The sequence below is a fragment of the Bacteroides sp. MSSM.1001136sp1_RTP21357st2_D2_RTP21359_211015 genome, assembly GCF_040913205.1.
GTDB classification, from domain to species: Bacteria; Bacteroidota; Bacteroidia; order Bacteroidales; family Bacteroidaceae; genus Bacteroides; species Bacteroides ovatus.
Genome location: NZ_JBDFVF010000028.1, coordinates 71,050 through 93,218 on the forward strand (window position 1 = coordinate 71,050; position 22,169 = coordinate 93,218).

16 protein-coding genes, 1 pseudogene and 2 riboswitches are annotated in these 22,169 nt (G+C 42.2%); of the genes and pseudogenes, 3 read left to right on the forward strand and 14 right to left on the reverse strand.

What is annotated here, in order from left to right:
- The first annotated feature begins 47 nt into the window (after positions 1 to 47).
- The gene (locus AB5217_RS17660) at positions 48 to 1,217 is read left to right on the forward strand and encodes an MFS transporter (protein ID WP_004299403.1); all 1,170 of its coding nucleotides are present in this window, start codon (positions 48 to 50) and stop codon (positions 1,215 to 1,217) included.
- A 2-nt stretch (positions 1,218 to 1,219) separates the two neighbouring features.
- On the opposite strand, the gene AB5217_RS17665 is transcribed toward AB5217_RS17660, so the two are convergent.
- From AB5217_RS17665 to cobU, 14 genes and pseudogenes are all read right to left on the reverse strand, one after another.
- On the reverse strand, positions 1,220 to 1,798 hold the full coding sequence (locus tag AB5217_RS17665) for a Crp/Fnr family transcriptional regulator (RefSeq protein WP_004299404.1): 579 nt from the start codon (positions 1,796 to 1,798) through the stop codon (positions 1,220 to 1,222).
- A gap of 13 nt (positions 1,799 to 1,811) precedes the next feature.
- Positions 1,812 to 3,167: an MATE family efflux transporter gene (locus AB5217_RS17670; protein ID WP_368112605.1), complete on the reverse strand. Its 1,356-nt coding sequence runs from the start codon at positions 3,165 to 3,167 to the stop codon at positions 1,812 to 1,814.
- 128 nt (positions 3,168 to 3,295) lie between these two features.
- The gene (locus tag AB5217_RS17675; RefSeq protein ID WP_004299406.1) at positions 3,296 to 5,008 is read right to left on the reverse strand and encodes a PKD-like domain-containing protein; all 1,713 of its coding nucleotides are present in this window, start codon (positions 5,006 to 5,008) and stop codon (positions 3,296 to 3,298) included.
- On the reverse strand, positions 5,008 to 6,627 hold the full coding sequence (locus AB5217_RS17680; RefSeq protein WP_004299407.1) for a PL29 family lyase N-terminal domain-containing protein: 1,620 nt from the start codon (positions 6,625 to 6,627) through the stop codon (positions 5,008 to 5,010). The genes AB5217_RS17675 and AB5217_RS17680 overlap by 1 nt, the downstream gene beginning before the upstream one ends.
- A 34-nt stretch (positions 6,628 to 6,661) precedes the next feature.
- A complete protein-coding gene (locus AB5217_RS17685) occupies positions 6,662 to 7,819 on the reverse strand; it encodes a DUF5074 domain-containing protein (protein WP_004299408.1) in 1,158 nt (385 codons plus the stop codon).
- Positions 7,816 to 9,879 (reverse strand): TonB-dependent receptor, encoded by a 2,064-nt coding sequence (locus AB5217_RS17690; RefSeq protein WP_004326172.1) that lies wholly within the window; start codon positions 9,877 to 9,879, stop codon positions 7,816 to 7,818. Before AB5217_RS17690 ends, AB5217_RS17685 begins: the two co-directional genes overlap by 4 nt.
- Before the next feature lie 136 nt (positions 9,880 to 10,015).
- A riboswitch (cobalamin riboswitch) is annotated at positions 10,016 to 10,234 on the reverse strand.
- Positions 10,235 to 10,366: 132 nt separating this feature from the next.
- Positions 10,367 to 12,052: a putative transporter gene (locus AB5217_RS17695; RefSeq protein WP_004299411.1), complete on the reverse strand. Its 1,686-nt coding sequence runs from the start codon at positions 12,050 to 12,052 to the stop codon at positions 10,367 to 10,369.
- 212 nt (positions 12,053 to 12,264) lie between these two features.
- A riboswitch (cobalamin riboswitch) is annotated at positions 12,265 to 12,476 on the reverse strand.
- Positions 12,477 to 12,554: 78 nt separating this feature from the next.
- Positions 12,555 to 13,310 carry an ABC transporter ATP-binding protein gene (locus tag AB5217_RS17700; protein WP_004299412.1) on the reverse strand — a complete coding sequence of 252 codons (756 nt, stop codon included), beginning with the start codon at positions 13,308 to 13,310 and terminating at the stop codon, positions 12,555 to 12,557.
- The gene (locus AB5217_RS17705) at positions 13,307 to 14,323 is read right to left on the reverse strand and encodes a FecCD family ABC transporter permease (RefSeq protein WP_004299413.1); all 1,017 of its coding nucleotides are present in this window, start codon (positions 14,321 to 14,323) and stop codon (positions 13,307 to 13,309) included. Before AB5217_RS17705 ends, AB5217_RS17700 begins: the two co-directional genes overlap by 4 nt.
- A complete protein-coding gene (locus tag AB5217_RS17710; protein ID WP_004326171.1) occupies positions 14,320 to 15,453 on the reverse strand; it encodes an ABC transporter substrate-binding protein in 1,134 nt (377 codons plus the stop codon). The genes AB5217_RS17705 and AB5217_RS17710 overlap by 4 nt, the downstream gene beginning before the upstream one ends.
- 596 nt (positions 15,454 to 16,049) lie before the next feature.
- Positions 16,050 to 16,583, reverse strand: coding sequence for an alpha-ribazole phosphatase (cobC, locus tag AB5217_RS17715; RefSeq protein WP_004299418.1), 534 nt, complete (start codon positions 16,581 to 16,583; stop codon positions 16,050 to 16,052).
- Positions 16,584 to 16,591: 8 nt separating this feature from the next.
- Positions 16,592 to 17,338, reverse strand: coding sequence for an adenosylcobinamide-GDP ribazoletransferase (locus AB5217_RS17720; protein WP_032843997.1), 747 nt, complete (start codon positions 17,336 to 17,338; stop codon positions 16,592 to 16,594).
- Position 17,339: 1 nt separating this feature from the next.
- Positions 17,340 to 18,377: a nicotinate-nucleotide--dimethylbenzimidazole phosphoribosyltransferase gene (cobT, locus tag AB5217_RS17725; RefSeq protein WP_032843995.1), complete on the reverse strand. Its 1,038-nt coding sequence runs from the start codon at positions 18,375 to 18,377 to the stop codon at positions 17,340 to 17,342.
- 2 nt (positions 18,378 to 18,379) lie between these two features.
- Positions 18,380 to 18,887, reverse strand: a pseudogene (cobU, locus tag AB5217_RS17730) (bifunctional adenosylcobinamide kinase/adenosylcobinamide-phosphate guanylyltransferase).
- A 136-nt stretch (positions 18,888 to 19,023) separates the two neighbouring features.
- Here cobU and AB5217_RS17735 point away from each other — a divergent pair.
- Complete coding sequence (locus AB5217_RS17735; protein WP_042994431.1) at positions 19,024 to 21,780, forward strand: outer membrane beta-barrel protein; 2,757 nt, start codon at positions 19,024 to 19,026, stop codon at positions 21,778 to 21,780.
- A gap of 52 nt (positions 21,781 to 21,832) precedes the next feature.
- Positions 21,833 to 22,169, forward strand: a 337-nt coding sequence (locus AB5217_RS17740) for a cytidylate kinase-like family protein (RefSeq protein WP_368117375.1), incomplete at its 3' end; no start/stop codon positions are given.

Consider the following 22,169-nt stretch of genomic DNA (forward strand, 5'->3'; position numbering starts at 1 on the left):
GACAATGGCACCGGGGATTCTACATTTTATAATATAGTGAGTTAAACATGAAAACACAAAACTCTATTTATGCCGCCCTTCCCGTTCTCTTCGGGTTCTTTGTAATGGGCTTCTGTGATATAGTCGGCATTTCGTCCGATTATGTTCAACGTACTTTCAACTGGTCTCCTGTGATGACGGGATTTGTTCCTTCATTAGTATTTATCTGGTTCCTGTTTTTAGGTATTCCTATTGGAAATCAGATGAACAAATGGGGACGTAAAAATACAGTTCTTCTTAGTATGGGAATAACGGTAGTGGGTATGTTATTACCATTGATCGTTTATAATAGCGCGACTTGTATGATAGCTTATGCTCTCTTGGGAATTGGTAACGCTATTCTGCAAGTTTCACTGAATCCGTTGTTAAGTAATGTGGTAACTAGCCAACGTTTATTGACTAGTAGCTTGACGGCAGGGCAGGTAATCAAAGCTGTATCTTCTCTCGTTGGACCGGAGATTGTATTGTTGGCTGTAGCTCACTTTGGAGACGACAAATGGTATTATTGCTTCCCGATATTAGGTTTTATCACATTATTATCCGCTGTTTGGTTGATGGCTACCCCTGTTAAGCGAGAAGATTCCAGTGCTGCAACCCAGCAACTTTCTATCAGTGATACTTTTTCTTTATTGAAGGATAAAACGATTCTGTTGTTGTTTTTGGGTATCTTCTTTATTGTGGGGGTAGATGTTGCCACCAACTTTATCAGTTCTAAGCTGATGGCAGAACGTTTTGACTGGACGACAGAACAAGTGAAGTTTGCTCCACAAGTTTATTTTTTAAGTCGTACGGTAGGTGCTTTATTGGGTGCTTTCTTGTTGGCCCGTATCGCTGAAATAAAATATTTCCGTGTGAATATTGTTGCCTGTATTTTCTCTTTGCTTATTCTGGCCTTTGTGAAAAACGATATGGTAAATCTGATTTGTATCGGTGCTGTCGGTTTCTTTGCGTCATCCGTATTTTCTATCATTTATTCGATGGCTTTGCAGGCAAGACCGGAAAAAGCAAACCAAATTTCAGGGTTGATGATTACTGCTGTTGCCGGTGGCGGAGTAGTTACTCCAGTTATTGGGTTTGCGATTGGAACAGTAGGTGTTATCGGAGGCGTTTTTGTCACTTTAGCTTGTGTGTGTTATTTGACTTATTGTGCTTTTGGGGTGAAGACCGCGAAAGCCTAGTATTATTGCGGAGAAGATGCTATCTTCGCCCGAATCCTACTTAGCGACTGCGGAGTTATCCACAAGTAAGACGCAATATGTTTTAAAGGTACATATTGCAATAATTCCGGAGTCTCTTTGATAAGGTTGAGATAGCGTTCTTTAGCCCGTGGGCTTCCCGAGCTGATAAGCCAGTTCTCCTGTTGAAGAAACTGATGATCCATGAGGCGGAGCCCCAAATTAGCGAGTCCGATGGATGAGGCGAATAGCTGATTCAGAGCTGTTCGGGAAATACAATAGGCCACACTGTCACACATGACCTCAATATTTATTAATGAGTAGGCATTATCTACATAGCCCCAGACGGAGAAAGCAGCTTCTCCGTCTGAAGCAAACCAGATGGTAGTATCCACTCCGTCTTTATGATAATAGGCTCGCCATATTCCTGTCTTGATAAAATAAAGATTACAGTTCTTTGTCCCTTCGCGTACTATTAAATCTCTTTTTTTGAAATGTACCTCTTCCATATAGTTCAGTAGAGACTGTACATCGGTTTCAGATACCTTGTATCTATCGCAAAGTTTTTCAATGAATGTTCTCATATTGCAAAGATACTTATCGTCGGCAGACAATGAAACGATCTTTCAAATAAATTCCGAAAATATAGAAAGTGGTTAATAACTCTGCCAATGGTACGGCTAGCCAGATACCCGGTATACCCAATACCGGAGGGAGCGCAAAGAATCCCATCAACATAAATACGACTCCCCGGAGAAGAGTGATAATTGTTGCTCGCTGACCTCTTTCGACACTCTGATAATAACCAATGCCAATCATGTTGACGGCAAAGAAAATGAATCCTACTCCGAAATAAGGAAGCCCGTTTACTGCTATATCAAATGCAGCGTAGCTGCGGTCAATGAATAACGAAACGATGTCTTGGCAGCATAGTACGGTAAGAATGAAAAAGCTGATACCGCAGATTAAAGCGGTCCGAATGGCGAGATGCAGTGTCTTTCGTACACGCTCGGGTTGTCCGGCTCCGAAGTTATAGCTGATAATCGGCTGTGCGGATTGTGCAATGGTATTATAGACCATGAAGATGATAGGGAAGAAGTAACAGGCAATACTGAATGCTGCCACTCCGTCTTCACCGAGATGGCGGATGAAAACGTAGTTCCCCAGAAACATCATACAGGCAATGGAGGCTTCACTGATAAAAGCAGAACTTCCCAGTTTAATCATATAACCGATGTTGCGAAGAGTCAGTAACAGACTTTTGATACTTAACTTTATCCGGCATAGATGGAGGGTACGAGAGAAACGGAGTAAGTAAATCAGTGTCATCAACCCTCCCACGACAGTTCCCAGACTGGTGGCAAAAGCTGCTCCCATTATTCCCCAACCAAGTTCGAAGATGAATATATAATCCAGTATGATATTGAGTATGGCTGCAACCGCATTACACATCATGGTATAGGTGGGTGAACCGTCCAGACGGATGCAGAACATACCTATATTTAAGACTTCGTAGAATACGAGAAAAGGAATGTACCATGCCATATATTCTACAGCTAACGGCAACAATCGGTCCGAACTACCTAATAATCTGGCTAATGGCTCTATAAAATAAAGGCACAGAGCAGACAGGATAAGTATGAGCAATGCGGAAAAAGCAATTGCCTGAGTGATATTAATACTTGCTACTTTGCGTTTTCCCTGAGATAAATGAATGGAAGCCACCACCGAAGCTCCCACTCCGAACATCAGTCCGATACCCGCTGCGATCATAAAAAGCGGTGCAGTGATATTTACTGCCGCCAGCGCGTCACTGCCAATTCCTTTTCCTACAAATATCCCGTCCGTAATAACGAACAGAGCCGAGAATACCATCCCAAGTACCGTAGGAATTAGTAACTTACGGAACAACGTGGAGATGTTCATACTGCCGAAATCAATACTATCTTTCATAACTTTCTACCTTTGTCGTTGAAAATGGCGACAAAGGTAGGGTTATGGGAGGAGATAAAAATTACCATTTGGTAATTTTTATCTCTATATTTAATAGGGAAAAGAATCTCTTATGTATATTCTATCAATTATTTGAGCATGTTGAAATCCTTTATTCCAAAAACTTCAGTGGATATTTCACCCAACCAACCGCTTTTACTATTAACACCCACTTGTACTTTGATAAAATCAACGTACTTCAGGTTTGCATCCTTACCGTCGAAAGTTACAGCATGGGATATCTTGAAATGATTGTCAGACGGTCCGGCATTATAGTTGTCATCATCTGTCAGACGATCAATGGCGCTGAAATTATCAGCATATCCCCATTCATAACTATCATTTACCCAATAAGTACCATTACCGGATTGATCGTAATTACGCTCTTTCAGGCGAGTACCTCGCAAAGTATATTGTTTTTCCTTTACCCAGGCGGGATAATAATAATCTTGCCGGTGAAAAGCACCCAGATAATCAATAGACCCACTTTGACCATGATTGTCTGTCCATGGGGTGGGAAGCTGAATACCAGTTGGTTTATGATAGGTGACGGCATAGTCCTGCCAGGTTTCGGCTTTCCCATATTCGGATCCGCGCAATTCATACCAGGTGTCATTAGGTAACCCATCACCATTTTCGTCCTGCATTACCCATACAATTCCCGGTTCTGACGAACCATCAAAAGCGTTTCCTGTAATAGCAATGTTGTAATCTCCATCATTCACGATACTATGATCGAATCCAACGATGATGTATCCACCGAATCCGCCTAGGGAAACATAAGCCGTCTGATTGATTCGTTCTTCTGCATAGGTGCAGGCTTCTGCCATAGTTATTGTGTTATGATTCTCATTGATGAATTGACCGGGAGCCGGTAAATATTCATATACTTTGTTCATTGACGCAGAACTTGTGGCGCTAATCTTCCGCTGGTATGTTCCTGCGGGAGGGCAAACATTGACTTTTAATGTTTGCGTAGCGAGTATATATGAGTTCTTCATTTCGACCTTTACCGTGTGTTCTCCCTGCTGCTCGGATGTAAACAGATAAGTATCATTTTCTCCGGATTGCACTTGTTCATTGTCCACGGTCCATGTATAGACTGCATCCAGTGCATTATTCACGTCAACCGGTTTGATACGGATAGTTCTGCCGGCTGACATGTTATATTCCGTTTGCAGGAATGTCCAGTTGAAATCTACTTGATCCGGTGAACAAACTTCTACTTTGAAAGTTACTTCGTCATCGCCATCTTCATTGTGAGTAGCAAAACGAACTTGATATTCGCCAAGCTCGATTGTGGGGAGAGTACAGGTTAATTCGTTCGAAATATCTTCACCGTTTATTTGCCAGGAGTAACTGGTTTCCAGAAAAGAATCTACTATAGGTGTAATGGTTAGTTCAGAGCCTTGAAGCACTTTGAAACCTTTGTCGGCATCCGCAATAGAGATAGTAGGTACATCAAGTTGAAAGACATCGATACGTATCTCCTTTTCTGTTGTCCCTCCGGCATTGGTGGCAGAAATCAGAATGAAATACCTGCCTGCTTCATCGGCTGAAAATGTCAGGGTGGAAGTGGTACAGATACTCTTTCCATCTATTGTCCAGTTAAAGGTCGTTTCCGAATCGGTATTTTCATAAATGGGAGCGATGGTTATCTCCCGACCAATTTTTGTTTTATAGATGGAGGATTCTTCTTTCAAGGTAATGACAGGAGCGGAAAGAAGAGGAGAGTCCTCCTCTTCTTTCACGCATGATATTAATGCTAACAGAACAAATAAAAAAAGTATAATATGTTTCATTAGAATCTCACTGCTACATCATCATAAGCAAAATAGGCAGGTTGGCTGAAACCATATCCGTTATCATTACTTCCAGTGACATTAAAGTCTATTTTGACCACTTTGCCTAATGCGGATAAATCCCATTTTGTCCATTCAAGTATATTACCCTCGGCTCCAACCAAATAAAATTCCGGACGTGTAGCTACTTCTTTTCCATCTTCATCATAACCGATAGCAACCAGTTTCACCCAATCATCTTTGCCTGCGGGTGCGGTCAAACCGTTACCGTTGGCCACACAGTTGGCTAGGTAGGTCGTCATAGTCACATACATGTGGTCAACTACACGAGCAACTCCGTCTCCAAAGTAAATATAGGGTAATGGACCGTTGGCATATCCGGAATTGTCTGCATAGCCGTAATGTACGCAGAAGTTTTTGGAACCATTATGTCCTCCAAAACCAGTTTTTGCATCCTGATAATAAACGGCTAGTTGGTGCTGGAAGTCTCCATGAGTAAGATCCATATCCAGATAATTGGAAATTGCGTGTCCGCCACCCCAGTATTGGTAATCACCCCATCCGTTAGGAAGTTCGGAAGCAAGAAAAGTGTTGTTTGCATCACTCCAGTTATAGAGTTGGTTATTCTTAGGATAAAGTAGTGGGCCACCATATTGTTGGCTGTCAATTAATGATGACCAGTTTCTTTCTCCTACCATGTTAGCATCACCTTTATAATCAACATCCTCGAATGTCAAGAAGTGTGCTTCACGCACTGCTCTTAATTGCATTTTTATTACTTTACCGAAAGCTTTGGACGGAGTGACAAGTATTTTAAGTTCACCATCTTTGACATCATCACCTGAAACTGCCGGAGCTGTGATTCTTAAGTCTTTATCATTAAGAACCGCTGTCCATCCTTGCGGAATAGCAATTAATGTTGCGTCGTCTATATTGGCAGTTGTAAGAAGATACGTCCTTGTTTCATTAGACGAGAACAAGGTATAATCCCTATTGGCAATGTCAAATGTATATGTTTCCCCTTTGGGCAATGTGAACGACGTTCCATCTGCAAGAGTAACTAGTACATGATTGTCATTAACTGTAACAGATTTGAAGAAAGAGTCTCCGTCTTGTCCTTCCGCTTTCACAGGTTTTCCGTCTGTTCCGTTAATACGTTTGGCTCCTTCGCCTGTATCAACGGTCCAGTATCCGTCACTATCAACTCCCATAACTGGAGTTGTACCTGTCACTTTTAACTTGTTAGTTGCATCCGGCAGCCATTCTGTAGTACCGTTGGTAGTAATGGTCCAGTAATATATTCCGTCTTCGTCAGCTTTCACTCCAATCACAGGAGCATCTGTACCATTCTTTCCATTTTTGATAGATACGGTGCTTCCATCACTGAAGGTTAATGTGTAGCCATCAGATGTCTGTTCCGTGTTGGTGATTACTTTCCCTTGATTTAATGCGTCTACCAAACTCTGTAAAGTTGTAATTTCAGAGTTCATTTTCTTGACTGTTGTTTCTAGTGTTTCTATTCGTCCGTCGAGATCATTGACTTTATCCCAGAGATCATCGTCATTGTAGCAACTGCATACTGTAACGACAGTGAGCAGTAAAAATAGAATTTTCTTCATTGCTTTTGTTTTTAATTATTAATAGAATTGTGAATTATTGAATCTCTTTTAGTTTCTTATCTGTAAAGGCAATATGTGCCGGAATGTCCCCCGTGATGACTGACCATTTCTTTTTTCCATCCCGGGAGAAACAGTATAATGTGCCGGGAGTCACATAGTCTTTGGCATCGGTGACGAAGAATTCACCTGTTTCCGGATTGATTGCTATTCCATAAGGTATCTTGATAGATTTTTCCGTACCATCTGTAATAAAATTGCGGGTATCAGTTTTCTTTGTTTTTGTATTATAGATGGCGTAAGAGACTGTCCAACTGTTGGTGTAATAACTCCATTCTGTACTGTATACATACAGTGAATCTCTGCAAATAGCCATTTCTGTATTGGGAAGAAGCGGTAATTCATCGACTACTTTATCGGTATTGGAATCTATTACAAATGTTTCGGAGTAAGTGTCATAATAATCTCCCCGGGATGAGACATAAATATTTCCGTATTGGTCTAATTCCATTCTATGCAAATTGATTCCCACATCAATGGTTTTGATAACTTTGAATGTGTTCAAGTCGATGACGGATACCGTGCGGTCATAATTAGGTACGCGATACCCGCCGGAGTTGGCTACATAGAGTTTGTTGCCCACAATCACCATTTCTTCCGGCTGGTAGCCGACCACACAGGTATCCTTGACAGTCAGTGTGGTAGTGTCAACACGTGCTACATACCCCAGTCTGGCGTTGGGATCTATTTTGACAGGGCCTGCATACGAACTGACGTATGCATATTTATCTTTAAAGACGATATAACGGCAATTAGGTATGGAAATTTGCGTGATGTGTTTTGCTGTTTCTACATTCATCACTTCTACGAAATGAGAACAGTTGATGATGGCATATAACTTATTTCCATAGATTTGGATATCATTTCCCACATCCCCCAATTCTTGTACGACTCCCGGGTTCCGTTCCGCATAGATATTCTTATGATAGATACCGGTTTCGTAATCAAAGTAATCAAGGGTAGCCTTGTTGCTTCCCATATTTCCTTCATTGAGTAGAAAGAAACCTTTGACAGAGGTACCGTTTACTCCGGGAGTAACTTGGTTGGGAGTTGACGGAATAATGCGTTCATCTTCGCGACAAGAAGTCGATAGAAGAACAAAACAGATAATGATGGATAGAACAGATATTCTCATAACATGACGTTTAATTTGATTTTAAAACTTGTACCGGGCATAGGATAGCATTGCACTACTTCATATTGCTGATTGAAGATATTATTAATTTCTGCCGTTACACGTATTCCCGTTTTCCCCCATTGAAAAGTTTTGGATAGGGAAAAATCGTGGGTATACCAGGGCTGTGCGTAGTTCTCCGGGATATTGGCGACTGCTTCATAACGTTCACCTGTATAAATGAAACTATAGTTACAGGACCATGTTTGGTAACTTCCATTGAGGATGATGGAACCTCCATGCCAAGGTATATAAGGAATCTGGCCTCCATACCATTCACTGGTAGGATCGGTAAAATCCTGTGCCTTTTGATAGGTGTAATTGAAGAGAGTGCTAAGTTCCACCTTTCCGAAGCCCCATTCTCCTCGTATGGCTGCGTCTAATCCCCGAATTTCCACATGTCCGAGATTAATCATAGTCCAACGGAACTGGTTGGAGGTAGGCATGGCAATGATTTTATCATCTACTTCACTATAGTAACCATCTATTTGTAAGTCCAGGCTTTTCAGCCAATGGTTATTCCAGGTGTGAGAGAAAGTGATACCCACATCGTATTGGGTGGTATATTCTGGTTTTAAGTCCTTATTGCCTATAAAAGTATAATACAAATCATTGAGAGTTGGCATGCGAAAGACTTTCTTATAAAAGGCTCGTACATTCAGAGGGAGCTTGGTCAATGGTTGCCAGGTGGCTATGACAGACGGAGTGTATTTGTTTTTGGTGCCTGCATTGGCTCCTTTGGTACGTGTATTGTCGTCGACATGAGTATATAACAGGCTCGCCTGCAACATGAGGCGGTTGAAGTCAAAGGACGTGGCAGCAGAAGTCAGGATTGTATTACGGGTTGGATAGACAAAATCTATGAGATCGGCCCGTAATGTATTCCATTGGAAATCGTTGGATAATGACATACTCCACCAGGGATAGATGGTGAATAAATGGGCGGCCGAAGCATAGATTTCTTGCTGTCGGTAGTAATTGTCTACGTACATGGTGGTGACATCCAGTCTGGGATCGGATAAATAGTGGAGATAGTCATAAGCATATTTTCCGTTGGCTAGCAGACTGTACCAAGGCTTAAAATAGTTTTGAAAAGAGCCTTGCACAAACAGATTGGTATCCCACTGCCGGTCCTGATGGCGAAACTTACCCGGCTCTTCTCTTACCGCAGCTCCGGGGTATCCTCGTTCTGAATTGTATAGGTATGCTTTGGCTTTCCATTCTCCTTTGGGGATTTTTCCGAAGAATGCATTCTCCAAACGTAACATTCTTACGTCTCCATTTTGACGAACAGCTGTTGTGTCGTAACCATCTTTCTTGGCGTATGTGAATTTATATCGTCCTGATGTATACATATACTCCGTACTGATGGAACTGCTTATTCGTTCGTTGAAACGATGTTCCCAAAGTAGTGACGGATTGATGGTAGAGAATGAACCGCCTTTCACCCCGATGTTCAGGTTGTTTTTCTTTTCCCCTTTGAATAGGGGTTTTCGTGTCTGCATATATATGGCACTTGCGGAACTATAATCTTTGGCAGGTTGGAAGATGGCACTTTTTTGACCATTATATAGTGAAATGACTTCCATATTATCTAATGAAAAACGGCCTAGATCGACGACTCCATTTTGCGCATTTCCTAATTCAATACCATCGTAGAATACTCCGACATGATGACTGCCCATACTTCGTATATTGACGGTTTTTAGTCCTCCAATACCTCCGTAATCTTTTATCTGTACTCCGGAAAAGTAGCGTAAAGCATCGGCGACGGAGTAAACATTTAGCTTCTCAAGTTCTTTGCCGGACAGAATCTGTACAGGAGACATCTTTTTTTGCATCCGGTTGCTGTAGATAGTAACTTCTTTGAGTTTGAGAAGTGTATCAGACAGAGAAGTCTGATGCCGAACCCTGGACTGGGAAATGGCTGGTACTGTGGTAAATAGAGATAGAATCAAACATAATATCCACCGTAAATGGATACAATGCTTATTGTATGAATGGACTTGAATAGAAAGCATGTCTTTTATTTTATAGGTATAAAAAATCCGTTTGTTCAGATCTGAATTCAATCTACACAAACGGACATATAGCTATTATACCAAATAAAAGATAATTGCTTATTTTCTATTTGACTACTACCCGAAATCCCGCAGGTGTAAATCAGAGCATCAAGGCAGGTCTTCTGACTCATCCCATTTTGCAACGCCTTCCCAGATAAACTATCCAGTGACTTTCGTGTTGCAATTTTGCTCTCTGATTACAAGGAGCGGAGATTTACAGCAGCAGGTTCTGTTGCCGGTTTACACGGCATTCCCTTTTCATTCCTTAACAACGCAAAAGTTGTTTAAGGAAACCTTAATGGCACAAAGTTAGAAAGTTTTTATTAATTAGTTTGTTTTATTCTAAAAAAATATCCCACTGACCAATAACAAATATTCCGGCATCTGATTCTGTTTTCCCCATTTGTTAATAATCAATTGGATGGAAAAAGGATATATTAATATGTTATCCCAACGACAGAATCAATATTTGTGCCGTCAATACTCGCAGAAACATGGTGAGCGGATACACCGTAGCGTAGCCGACGGCAGGCGCATCACAGGAGGTCAGGTCATTGGAGTAAGCCAATGCCGGCGGATTGGTGGTAGAACCAGCCAGAACTCCGATAAGCGTGAAATAATTCAGCTTGCAATAATACCGTCCTATCAATCCCGTAATCAGAAGTGGCAGGATGGTTATGATTACTCCGTAGCCTACCCATATATATCCTCCGCCATGAATGACTGTGTCTACAAAGCCTTCGCCTGCTCCTAAACCTACGCAAGCGAGGAAGATGGAAATACCGATTTCACGAAGCATCAGGTTGGCACTCATGGTGGTATAAGTAATCAGCTTGTATTTCGGACCGAAACGGCTAATCAGGATAGAAACGATGAGCGGACCGCCTGCCAATCCTAGTTTCACAGGTTGCGGAATTCCGGGAAATGCGAAAGGAAGACTTCCCAGAATACATCCTAAAGCGATACCTATAAAGATAGGAATCAGGTTCGGATGATTTAAGCGTTTCATGGAGTTGCCAAGTACTTTCTCTGCATGGGCAACAGCCAGTTCGGAACCTACAATGGTGACACGGTCTCCCATTTGTAACTGTAATTGTGGAGAGGCTACCAAGTCTACTCCCGAACGATTGACGCGGGTGATGTTTGCTCCGAAGTTATTTCTGATTTTGAGTTGTGAAAGCGTTTTCCCGTTCAATTCCGGTTTAGTAATCAGGATACGGCGTGAAATGAGCTCTTTGTTCAGTTGTTCCCATTCCATTTTGATTTCCTTTCCGAAGAATACAGTAATTGCTTCCACGTCAATCGGGGTAGAGATCACTAATATGATATCCCCTACATGTAGAATTGTTTCGGAATTGACCAATTCGGTTTCTCCACCCTCGCGGTGTTTGATGCGGGAAATGACAAACTTACGGTTCAGTAACGGGCGGAGTTCTTTAATCCTGATGCCATCTACCGATTCGTTTCTCACTTCAATGGAGATAGGGCGTACGGTAAGTTCCTGGAGATGTCCCAGACCGACTTCTGCTTCTTTTTCTTCTTGAGCAGTATTGATGCGAAGGAGATATTTCAAAGCAAGCAGGGAAAGGATGATACCTACTACACCCAGCGGATAGCTGACAGCATATCCTAAAGCAATTTCGGGAGCATCTATGCCATTCAAATCACTGTTGGCCTGTTGTGCGGCTCCCAGCCCCGGAGTATTGGTGACGGCTCCGGACAAAATACCTACCATTGTGGTAATCGGAGTTCCGGTGGTGAAGTGCAGGATAATAGTAATGGTTACTCCTAATACTACTACGAGCATAGCTAGCATATTCAGGGTAAAGCCCCCCTTTTTGAATGCTGAAAAAAAGCCGGGTCCTACCTGCAAACCAATTGAGTAAACAAACAGAATCAATCCGAATTCTTTTAGAAAGTGGAGCAGGTGTTCGTCCAGATTCATGTTGAAATGACCGAATACGATTCCGACAAAGAGTATCCAGGTAACTCCTAGAGATACTCCCCGCACTTTGATTTTTGCAAGGATGATTCCAAACGCTATGGTTAGTGACAGAATCAGTACGGAGTGTGCCACTCCGCCGCCCCAAAGATTGGGGTAACCTTCAAATAAATTTCTTAGAACTTCCATTGTGATTATTATATGATGATATTTAGTTTAGCTAAAAGTAACCCCGGAGAAATCACTTCTGCGGGGATACGCACACATTGAGCATGACGGTCTAATGCCGTCCTTTTGATATTTTAGCTAGAGAGAATTTATCCTCCTTCAATCATTTCCGATGTCATGACTACTCGATTATTTTTTACAGTTTGCCATTTTCCTATCCCACGAGTAAAAACAGCTATAAAGGTATGAATGGCAGGTCTTCTGACTGACTCCCTTCCTGATTCCTTCCCGACCTTGACTATCTATACCCGGTCAGTGGTAAAAGTAAATATCAAGAAGTTGAATAGAGTTTCACAGCAGCGGGACTGTCCGGGATTTACACCCGATTCCCTTTTAATTCAGATAGTTGATATGGCTATCTGAAACCAATTCAGGGGCAAAGATAGCGAATTTATATAGAACCCAAATGAATGCTACCTATTTATTTTATACACAGTCTGATTCTTGTCGGATATCTGTTTGTTTATTTGATGCGTACTCTCATCTCCTGCACATCAAACGTGACGGATTCATTTCGGAAAAGTCTTTCTATATGTCCGCTGGCCACCATTTCCGGAGTAGGCAGCGTGTACATCTGCGGATTATCTATGAGCATGATGGAGTCGCAAAGCGATAAGGCGATGTCGAGGTCATGAGTGGAGAATAAGACACATTTTTTTTCTTCCTGTGCCAGTTTCTTTAAAAGCAAACAGAGCTCGTAGCGGTTAGGTAAGTCCAGGAAGGCGGTCGGTTCATCAAGCAGGATGACGGGAGTATCCTGTGCAAGAGCACGGGCAATCATGATTCGCTGACATTCGCCATCGGACATTTTATCCATTGTCTTTTCTGCATAACCGGACATACCGACTAGCTGCATAGCGTCATCCACCCGCTTTTGGTCTTCCGGTTGCAGTTGGCCGATCCAGTTGGTATAGGGAGCACGCCCTAAGGCTACTACATCTTTACAGCGGAGATTAGCGATACGTACTTTATCGGTGGTGACAAAGCTTATATTCCGGGCTAATTTTTCCGGTTTCAATGATGCTATGTTTTTTCCTTGCAGAGTAATCTCTCCTGATTGAGGCTTTTCCAGCCCCATCATAGCACGGAGCAGGGTGCTCTTTCCCGTTCCGTTACGTCCTAACAGGGCAACGAGTTGTCCGCCTGTGATTCGGGCATTTACCGTTTCCAACAGCGTGCGCTGTCCATATCCTAATGTCAGTTCTTTAAGTTCTATCATTTGAATCTACGCAAGTTTTTAGCAATTACCCATAAAATAACCGGAACACCTAGTAAGGCGGTGATGCAGTTAACCGGAAGTAGGAACTTCTTGGCGATGATGTCGCAGAGAAGCATGCTGATAAGCCCTGTCAGCATGGTGCCGGGGACCAGTATCCGGTGGTCGGCATTGTTGAATAGCAGTCGTGTGACATGCGGTACTGCCAGGCCGATAAATCCTACCGGACCACAGAAAGCGGTGACCGTTCCTGTCAGCAGTGCGGTAGAAACGAAGATGAACATGCGTGAACGTTTAATGTTCATTCCCATCGTTCGTGCATAATTTTCACCGAGCAGTAACAGGTTCAGCGATTTGATACAGGCTACGGAAATTAGTAAACCGATACATAACATTGGTATCATAATTCCCAGTTGGGTGACTGTGATGTGGCTAAGAGATCCCATTGACCAGAGTGTGAACATTTTCAGTTGTTCGGCAGAACTTAGGTATTGGAGTATCTGAATGATAGCACCTGCTACGTAGCCTATCATAACTCCCATAATCAATACACCGAGAATGTTTTTTACTTTCCGGCTGATAATGGCTACTCCCAATAAGATTATGGCAGTTCCTATCCAGCCCGAACCTACGATACCCAGCGACTGAAGAATTGGAAACTCCGCCCATCCAAGTAATGGAGCACCTAGTATGAACAGAGCTACGCCCAGTCCTGCACCGGAACTTACTCCCAGCAGGTAAGGATCTGCCAACGGATTCTGGAATACTGTTTGCATCTGTAAACCGCTAACGGAGAGTGCTATTCCTATCAAAGCCGCTACCACTACCCGTATGAAACGGATAGAAAGGAGAATATTCCGTGTCATTTCGTCACATTCGCCTCCGGTGAGTACAGCCCATACCTTGGTGATAGGAATATATGTATCTCCCGTTGCCATGTCTATCAGTAATAACAGTATGGTAACTATACCCAGTGTAATGAATAAAAAGGGAGTACGTTTATCAGGCTGTTTCATTCCAGGTGTCTGTAATAGTAAAGTGAATCGGATACGAGTTCGGGGTGAAAGATATGAATCAGATCACGCAATACGACGTCGGGACGTACCACTGCAGATTCCCAGTAGTCATTACCTCCTGTCGGTGTTGTTCGTAAATTGTTGTTGTAAACAGTTTTTTCGCGTACAGCTTTGGCGTCTACAAATTTAGGATTGACCGTCTTTAATTCATCCAACGTAGAAGCCATGCCTACATTAATCCAGTAGTCGGCCTTTTGTATCAGTTTGTAAGCTGTTTCCAGTCCGATGGGAGTGGAACTGTTAGAAGTGTTTTCTTTGTAGATGTAATCCGCACCTGCATCAGTTACCAATTGTGCCATATAACTTTGTGTGGAAGGCATCACCCAACTGTCGTTCCACGGGGTATTGAGCATAACGGTAGGACGTTGCTCTACCGATTCGGTGAGCGCTTTCAAAACTTGATAACGTTTAGGGATTTCACGGAATATTTCGATGCCTTTTTCCCTGCTGTCTGTTAATTCGGCAAGAGCTACCAGCCATTCGGCTTTACCAAGCGGTGATTCCTCCAAATATTCTCCTACATACATATAAGGTATATACAGTTCTTTCAGTTTGTCTGTTACGGCAGTTTGCGCATCTCCGATACCGTATAACAGGACAACATCCGGTTTCAGTCCCAATAATAATTCATAATTCATTTCGGGACCCATGTCCTTGATAGAATCTTTGTGTGCAAGAATATATGGATTGGATACATAGTCGATGCCCGATACTCCGACAATTTTGTCCACTTGACCTAGAGCGTCGAACATGGCGATGTAGGAAGAAGCCATACATACGATACGTTTCGCTCCGGCAGGGATGGTAGGCCCGTTGAATCCGGCAGGTGCTTGTTCACCGTTGCGTGAAATGAAATAAGACATTTTTACGTCCTTGGCTCCCTGCCATGGATTGGATACCTGAATAAGTGTGCTGGCGGCATTGTCCGCACCCAGAATCTTGAATCCGGTAGCATATTCAGGTGTATAGACATCCTGTTTGAAAGCCTCGAGAGAAGTCTTCTTGTTGGATATACAACTAGCCAGGAAAAGAAGACATAGCCATGTGAGGATTGAAATAGGAGATTTCATCTTTATTCGTGTATCTTTTAAATGAATAAATAATTTTCGGTGTCCGAAGATTGACATTGCGGGGCAAAGATAAGTATCTTTGGAGATATTCTTTCTTTTTTTATTGCATTTTCTCCGAAATCATTCCTATTTATGTATCCTCCCCTTAGGCAGGCAGAATGGATTAAGTTTATCGGTCTGCTGATTACTTCAGAGAATTTCTGCACCTTAAAGATTCAGAAAAAATTTGGAGATGCTTTTTATCCTCGCACTCTCACCCTGTCTCGTCTTGATTTGGTTGATAGGTTAAACCTGAAGTTTATAAGGATATAGTAAATCCATCGAAAGTATGTAGTTATTTGCAGAATCTATGCAGATAATGGCTTGTTCATATAGGTAAACACTTAGTTTCAAGTAGCGAAACATTTTGTTTCTCGGTGTGAAACACTTCGTTTCATTACTTGAAACATTTCGTTTCTCGGTGCGAAACACTTTGTCCCAAGTAATGAAATAAAGTGGAACTGCCGTCAACCGAAAATTCTCCAGTAAGTAATTATTAAACAGGGTGTGAGGGTAAAGACATCGCAAACTTATTAGAGATATCTACACCTGTTTGTTTACGGGCACTCTTGATATAGAAAAACTCCTCCGTAGGCAGGTACTGCCTGAAATGCTTCTTCCGGGTGAATCAACTTTGCATAAATCTGTGCGCAAATCAATACGCCGCCATGAGCGAATACTACTGTATTTTCACCCTCCTTTTGTCTGACTTCGTCTAAAAACGCGGCTACCCGTTTATATTGATCGGCAAACGATTCTCCATTGGTTGCTTTTACATTCAAGTAGTCGTCGTACCAGCATTGGAGATTCGGGTCTTTGATTTTATGAAAATACTGCATTTCCCAATCTCCGAAGTTAAGTTCCAGTATTCTTGGGTCACGGATGGCATCTCCGAATCCGCAATACTGTGCCAGACGGGTGCATCTGGATAGAGGACTGGTGTAAGCCATATCAAAGTGAATGGATTCGATTTTAGCTTTGGTTACAGCTGCTTCTGCCTCAAATGTAGGACGTAAAGGAACGTCTGACTGACCGTAACAAAGACCTTTAGGAACGTCGACAGAGGTATGTCTGATTAGATAAATATTCATAGGTTTACTTATTTTATATAGATAGACATCACTGCTCCCAGCCAGAAACTCATTTCGCTTAGGAGAAATAATGCACCGCAACAATCTCCGGTATATCCGTTCAGACGTCGTTTCATCATCCGGCAGATAAAGAAGAATACCAGAATGGGAAATATACATACGGGCCAGTAGCTTGGAGGAAGTAATAGGAGAGGCAGTATTCCACCCATCGCAGACATTACGATCTCCCCAAAATTCATTCTTGTATATACTGTTCCGGATTTGCTATCTTCTTCTTTACGTGCATAGGGCAGGTAATTGATGATATTGGAAGAAATGAATTTACTCCAGGTATCTCCGCTTAGTAATAAGAAAGGAGTAACTGCTAAGGGAAGTGCGACCAGTAGATTGTAAGCAAATAAATAATAGATGATTAATCCCAAAACTCCATAGCTTCCGATATGGGAATCTTTCATGATGCGTAACGTGCTTTCCCTGTTCGTTCCACCTCCGAATCCATCGAAGAAATCGGCCAATCCATCCTCATGCAATGCTCCTGTGATAAGTAAACGTGAAGTCAGTGCCAGGATTACGGCTACTCCGTGAGGTAGAATAGTACTGGCTCCCCAGAAAATCAATGCCATCATTCCCCCGGTCAGCCAGCCACTGAAACTCCAATAATTGACAACGTGTTTGAAACACTCCTGCGGAACTTCTTTTATTTTCCAGAAAGGCAATCGTGTAAAGAATATGAGGGCGGCAAGTATCTGGTTCATTTTAGAAATATTTAGTGATGGAAGCATGAGCAAATGAATCCATTTCATTCAGCATTTTCACAGCGGAATCCACAATGGGATAGGCACAAACGGAACCGCTTCCTTCTCCAAGTCTTAATCCGAGATTGAGTAGGGGACGTGCTCCGAGATAATCCAATAATAGCTTATGTCCGCTCTCGTCTCCCTGATGACCGAATATGGCGTAGCTCATCACTTCCGGATAAAGGCGTGAAGCGGCAAGAATACAATTGGTCATTATAAATCCATCAATTAAAATAACCATTCCCAGTTCTGCAGCTTTGAGCATTGCTCCTACGGCCATTACCATTTCGTAACCTCCGAAACGGCAGAGGATTTCTTCTGCGGAATGCTCTCCCGGATATTGTTCGAGAGATCTTTTCAGAACTTCGTATTTGTGGTTTATTCCCTGGTGATTGAGTCCGCTTCCTGCACCTACACATTGATCTAATGGGATTCCGGTGAAGCAAGTCATCCATAGAGAAGAGGACGAAGTATTTCCGATTCCCATTTCACCGAAGCTAATGATATTGCAGCCTTCCTGGTGAGAAGTGTCCACACATTGGGCACCATGCTCCAGGCAAAGTTCCATCTCTTCAGGTGTCATGGCTGCTTTATGAAGGAAATTGCGTGTTCCTCTTCCGACTTTCATGTTAATGATACCTTTTTCATAAGGTAAATCATAATCGACTCCTGCGTCTACAATTTTAAGAGTGAAACCGTGCTGTCGGCACAGGAAATTGATCCCTGCTCCCCCATGAAGAAAGTTGCTGATTTGTTGCCAGGTTACTTCTTTAGGAGATGGGCTGACTTTTTCTTCTACGATGCCATGATCTGCGGCAAAGATTATATTTTGAGGATGAGTTAATCGTGGAGAAAGGGATTGTTGGATCAGTCCGATTTGCAAAGCAATTTCTTCCAGTCTTCCAAGCGATCCTTTAGGCTTGGTCAGATTATTGATTTTGTCGATCAGAGCTTCTTTAATAGCTTCATCCGGCTTTTGAATATGAAACGTTTTCATGTTTATTTTATTTTTACGGGAATACCACTTGCCATGAGATATACATCGTCGGCATGCGATGTGATGTATTGATTGGTCCAACCTTGCAAGTCTGTGAATTTACGTTGCAGTTTGTTCTCGGAAACTCCCCCCCAGCCAATCTCATTAGTTACAAATATGAAAGTGGCATCCTGCTGGGTAAATTTGTCGAATTCTTTTTTGACGGCTTCCAATGAGGAGGCAACGTTAGAATCAAACTCCATAAAGAAGTTAGTGCACCAAAGAGTTACACAATCTATCACTACGACTCTGCCCGCTACATTGTGACGGCTCAATTCTTTTTCTTCTTCTATATTTGTCCATTCAGGACCGCGGTTCTTTTGATGGCGTTCCACCCTTTTTCTGAATTCTTCGTCCCATATCTTGGCAGTGGCCAAGTAAACCGGTGACGTAGTAAGTTCATGCGCTTTTTTCCGCAAACGAACTTTTACCGGATCGTTGTCCTCCTGTGATTAGTATAATCCTTTTCATTAAGTTGCTGATTGAATAATGGATGGACAAAGGTATAAAAAATAACTCTGGGATTAACCGTTTTACGTAAAAGTTATTAACTTTGTCCCGATTTGTATTAGATCAACATAAATATCAGACTTAACTACTATTAGATATGAACGCTTGTAAGTTAGTGGGATTGCTTTTGCTGCTACTTTGGGGACATACTGCTCTGTATGCTCAACAAGTGAGAACTGTGCGAGGAAGAGTGCAGACAGTGGAAGCCGGCAGTAATGAGAAGCGGGTATTACCATCTGCCAGCATTGTTATTTTGGCGAAAAGCGATTCTGCCTTTATCAAGGGAATAACAAGTGATAAGAATGGGCGTTTCATTCTTAATTATCAACCGCAGAAGAAAAAGAAATACCTGTTGAAGGTCTCTTTTATGGGAATGCAATCTGTATACCGGGCACTGGAAGACTCTGTATCGGTGAATATCGGTACAGTGGTATTGAAAGATGATGATATTCAGATTAGTGAAGTGACGATAACGGGAAAATTGCAGGAAGTAGTGATGGAGGGAGATACTACGGTTATCAACGCTGCCGCTTTTAAAACTCGTGAAGGAGCTTATCTGGAAGATTTAGTGAAGCGTGTTCCCGGATTGGTATATAATAAGAAAGATAATTCGTTGACATACAACGGACAGCCCATCAGTGAAATCAATGTAAATGGCGAAGCTTTTTTCTCCGGAGATAAAAAGACGGCACTCGAAAATCTTCCGGCAGACCTGATTAGTAAGTTGAAAGTATATGATAAGAAATCGAAAGAAGAGGAGTTCACCGGAATTAGTTCAGGAGAAAAGAAATATGTACTCGACTTGCAGACTAAGGATGAATTGAATAAAACCTGGCTGACAAATGCAACGGTAGGATACGGGAATAACCAGAAGAAGGATTTCGAGGGGCAAGTGAATTATTTTAGTAAAGACGGAGATAATCTTTCTTTTATCGCACAGTCTACCAACAGATACCAGAATAGTACGTACAAGGATAATATCAACAATTCGGTAGGAATGAATATGACTCATAAATTCGGTAAGAAATTCTCCCTGACCGGAAGTGTGAACTATAATTTGAACCGGAACGGAAATCTTTCTTCCATTTATCAGGAACAGTATTTGCCGGCAGGTAATCAATACTCTGCGTCTACTAACGAAAGTAACTCTAAGGGGCGGTCGATTAGTTCTAACTTCATGGGAAGCTGGGAAGTAGATAAACGTACACGTATACATTTTACCGGTAATTTAGGAATCTCTCCTAATAGGAATGAAAACAGTAGCCAGAATGCATCTTTTGATGCTCCTCCCGGCATAAGTCATGAGAGCTTGTTTGATGACTTTGAATCTATTCCCCGGGATATAAAAGTGAATCGTAGTGAGAACCGGTCGCGTTCGGAGAATCAGTCGAACCGTTATAGCTGGATGATGAGTATTATGAGACGTCTGAATGAAAAAGGTACAACGCTGGCATTGAATATCCTGAACTCGGATTCGTGGGGAGATAATGAAAGTTTTTCGCTTTCTAAAACTACTTATTTCCGTCTTGAAGATAAATTGGGAAATGATTCGGTGCTTTTTCGTAACCAGTATTTGAAGTCGCCTCAAAAAAATAATTCATGGAGAGTCGGGATTACCTTTGCCCAGCCTATTGGTAAGAAGATGCATTTCCGGGTAGCATATAACTGGGATACTAACTATGAGCGTGATAATCGTGATACGTATGAATTATCTTCTCTGACGAAGTCGGAAGTCTTTGGTGAACTACCTCCCGACTATGAAGCAGGGTATGTGGATAGTTTGAGTAATCGGAGTCATAGTCGTACGAATGGCCATAATCTGGATGTGGGGCTTAATTACTCTGATGATACCTGGATGTTTAATGCCTCATTAGGGATGACTCCGCAAAAACGTGCCATTGAACGGAAAATGGGAAAGCTCTATGCGGACACTACCATGCATACTATCGACTTTCAGCCTATGATATGGGTGAATTGGAAAAAGAAAGAGGCCCGGATCACTTTCAATTATAGCGGTAGAACCCGGCAACCCTCCTTATCAGATTTAATGCCGCTGACGGATAACAGTAATCCGTTGTATATCACCCGGGGAAATCCGGATTTGAAACAGATGTTTTCTCATAGTGTCCGTGTGAGCTTTCAACATTCAAAAAAAGGTATATCTGCGAATATCGGCGGGCAGATGGAACAGAACAGTGTGACGCAGGTAGTGCTATATGATGCAAAAACCGGCGGACGTGAGACATCTCCTATTAATATTAGCGGAAACTGGAATGTATATGGAAGTGCCAACTGGTGGAAGCGCCTGGGACATTTTTCCTTGCGGTTGGATATGAACGGTAATCATAGCAATCGTGTCAGTATGATTAATGAAGACAAGAGCCTCGAACCGAAGAAAAGTACGACACGTGATACCGGATTGGGGTGTGACGCGAATGTATCTTATCAGCCCACCTGGGGAGGTATTGATTTCTCTACTTCCTGGAATTATCAGTATTCGCTTAATTCTATCAATGATAACGATACCTATACGCGTAATTATAGTTTTCGTCTTGAGGGGTACGTTGATCTTCCTTTTGGCTTGCAATTACGGACTGACGGGGCTTATTCTTTCCGTAATGGTACGAATATCCGTAAAGGCGAAGATGACCAGATGTTGTGGAATGCAAGTGCCAGCTGGCGGTTCTTGAAAAAGAAAGAAGCGGAACTGTCTGCTTATTGGGCGGATATTCTCGGAAAGAGGAAAAGTTTCGGCCGTACGACTTCTTCTGATGGTTTTTATGAGTTCCGTAACCAGGAAATAAAAGGATATTTCATAGTCACTTTCAAATATAACTTTCGTTTGATGATGTGATTTTTAGAAAAAAGTCGTATGTTTGCTACAGAACCATAAAACAAAATGTACTATGAGCGGTAATTATGTTATCAATATCGGCCGTCAGTTAGGTAGCGGCGGAAAAGAAATAGGAGAGAAGTTGGCAGCCCGTTTGGGAATCAACTTCTACGACAAGGAACTGATTAATCTGGCTTCGGAGGAAAGTGGATTGTGTAAGGAGTTTTTTGAAAAGGCTGATGAAAAAGCCTCGCAGGGTATTATTGGCGGACTGTTCGGTATGCGTTTCCCTTTTATCAGTGAGGGAGCTATGCCATGTAACAACTGCTTGAGCAATGATGCTTTGTTCAAAGTACAGAGTGATGTGATCCGTCATCTGGCAGCAGAAAGATCTTGTGTCTTTGTAGGAC

Excerpts from the sequence above, each read along its gene's own strand:
- AB5217_RS17660 (WP_004299403.1), top strand. The coding sequence starts at position 48 with ATGAAAACACAAAACTCTATTTATGCCGCCCTTCCCGTTCTCTTCGGG.
- AB5217_RS17665 (WP_004299404.1), bottom strand. The coding sequence starts at position 1,798 with ATGAGAACATTCATTGAAAAACTTTGCGATAGATACAAGGTATCTGAA.
- AB5217_RS17670 (WP_368112605.1), bottom strand. The coding sequence starts at position 3,167 with ATGAAAGATAGTATTGATTTCGGCAGTATGAACATCTCCACGTTGTTC.
- AB5217_RS17675 (WP_004299406.1), bottom strand. The coding sequence starts at position 5,008 with ATGAAACATATTATACTTTTTTTATTTGTTCTGTTAGCATTAATATCA.
- AB5217_RS17680 (WP_004299407.1), bottom strand. The coding sequence starts at position 6,627 with ATGAAGAAAATTCTATTTTTACTGCTCACTGTCGTTACAGTATGCAGT.
- AB5217_RS17685 (WP_004299408.1), bottom strand. The coding sequence starts at position 7,819 with ATGAGAATATCTGTTCTATCCATCATTATCTGTTTTGTTCTTCTATCG.
- AB5217_RS17690 (WP_004326172.1), bottom strand. The coding sequence starts at position 9,879 with ATGCTTTCTATTCAAGTCCATTCATACAATAAGCATTGTATCCATTTA.
- AB5217_RS17695 (WP_004299411.1), bottom strand. The coding sequence starts at position 12,052 with ATGGAAGTTCTAAGAAATTTATTTGAAGGTTACCCCAATCTTTGGGGC.
- AB5217_RS17700 (WP_004299412.1), bottom strand. The coding sequence starts at position 13,310 with ATGATAGAACTTAAAGAACTGACATTAGGATATGGACAGCGCACGCTG.
- AB5217_RS17705 (WP_004299413.1), bottom strand. The coding sequence starts at position 14,323 with ATGAAACAGCCTGATAAACGTACTCCCTTTTTATTCATTACACTGGGT.
- AB5217_RS17710 (WP_004326171.1), bottom strand. The coding sequence starts at position 15,453 with ATGAAATCTCCTATTTCAATCCTCACATGGCTATGTCTTCTTTTCCTG.
- cobC (WP_004299418.1), bottom strand. The coding sequence starts at position 16,583 with ATGAATATTTATCTAATCAGACATACCTCTGTCGACGTTCCTAAAGGT.
- AB5217_RS17720 (WP_032843997.1), bottom strand. The coding sequence starts at position 17,338 with ATGAACCAGATACTTGCCGCCCTCATATTCTTTACACGATTGCCTTTC.
- cobT (WP_032843995.1), bottom strand. The coding sequence starts at position 18,377 with ATGAAAACGTTTCATATTCAAAAGCCGGATGAAGCTATTAAAGAAGCT.
- AB5217_RS17735 (WP_042994431.1), top strand. The coding sequence starts at position 19,024 with ATGAACGCTTGTAAGTTAGTGGGATTGCTTTTGCTGCTACTTTGGGGA.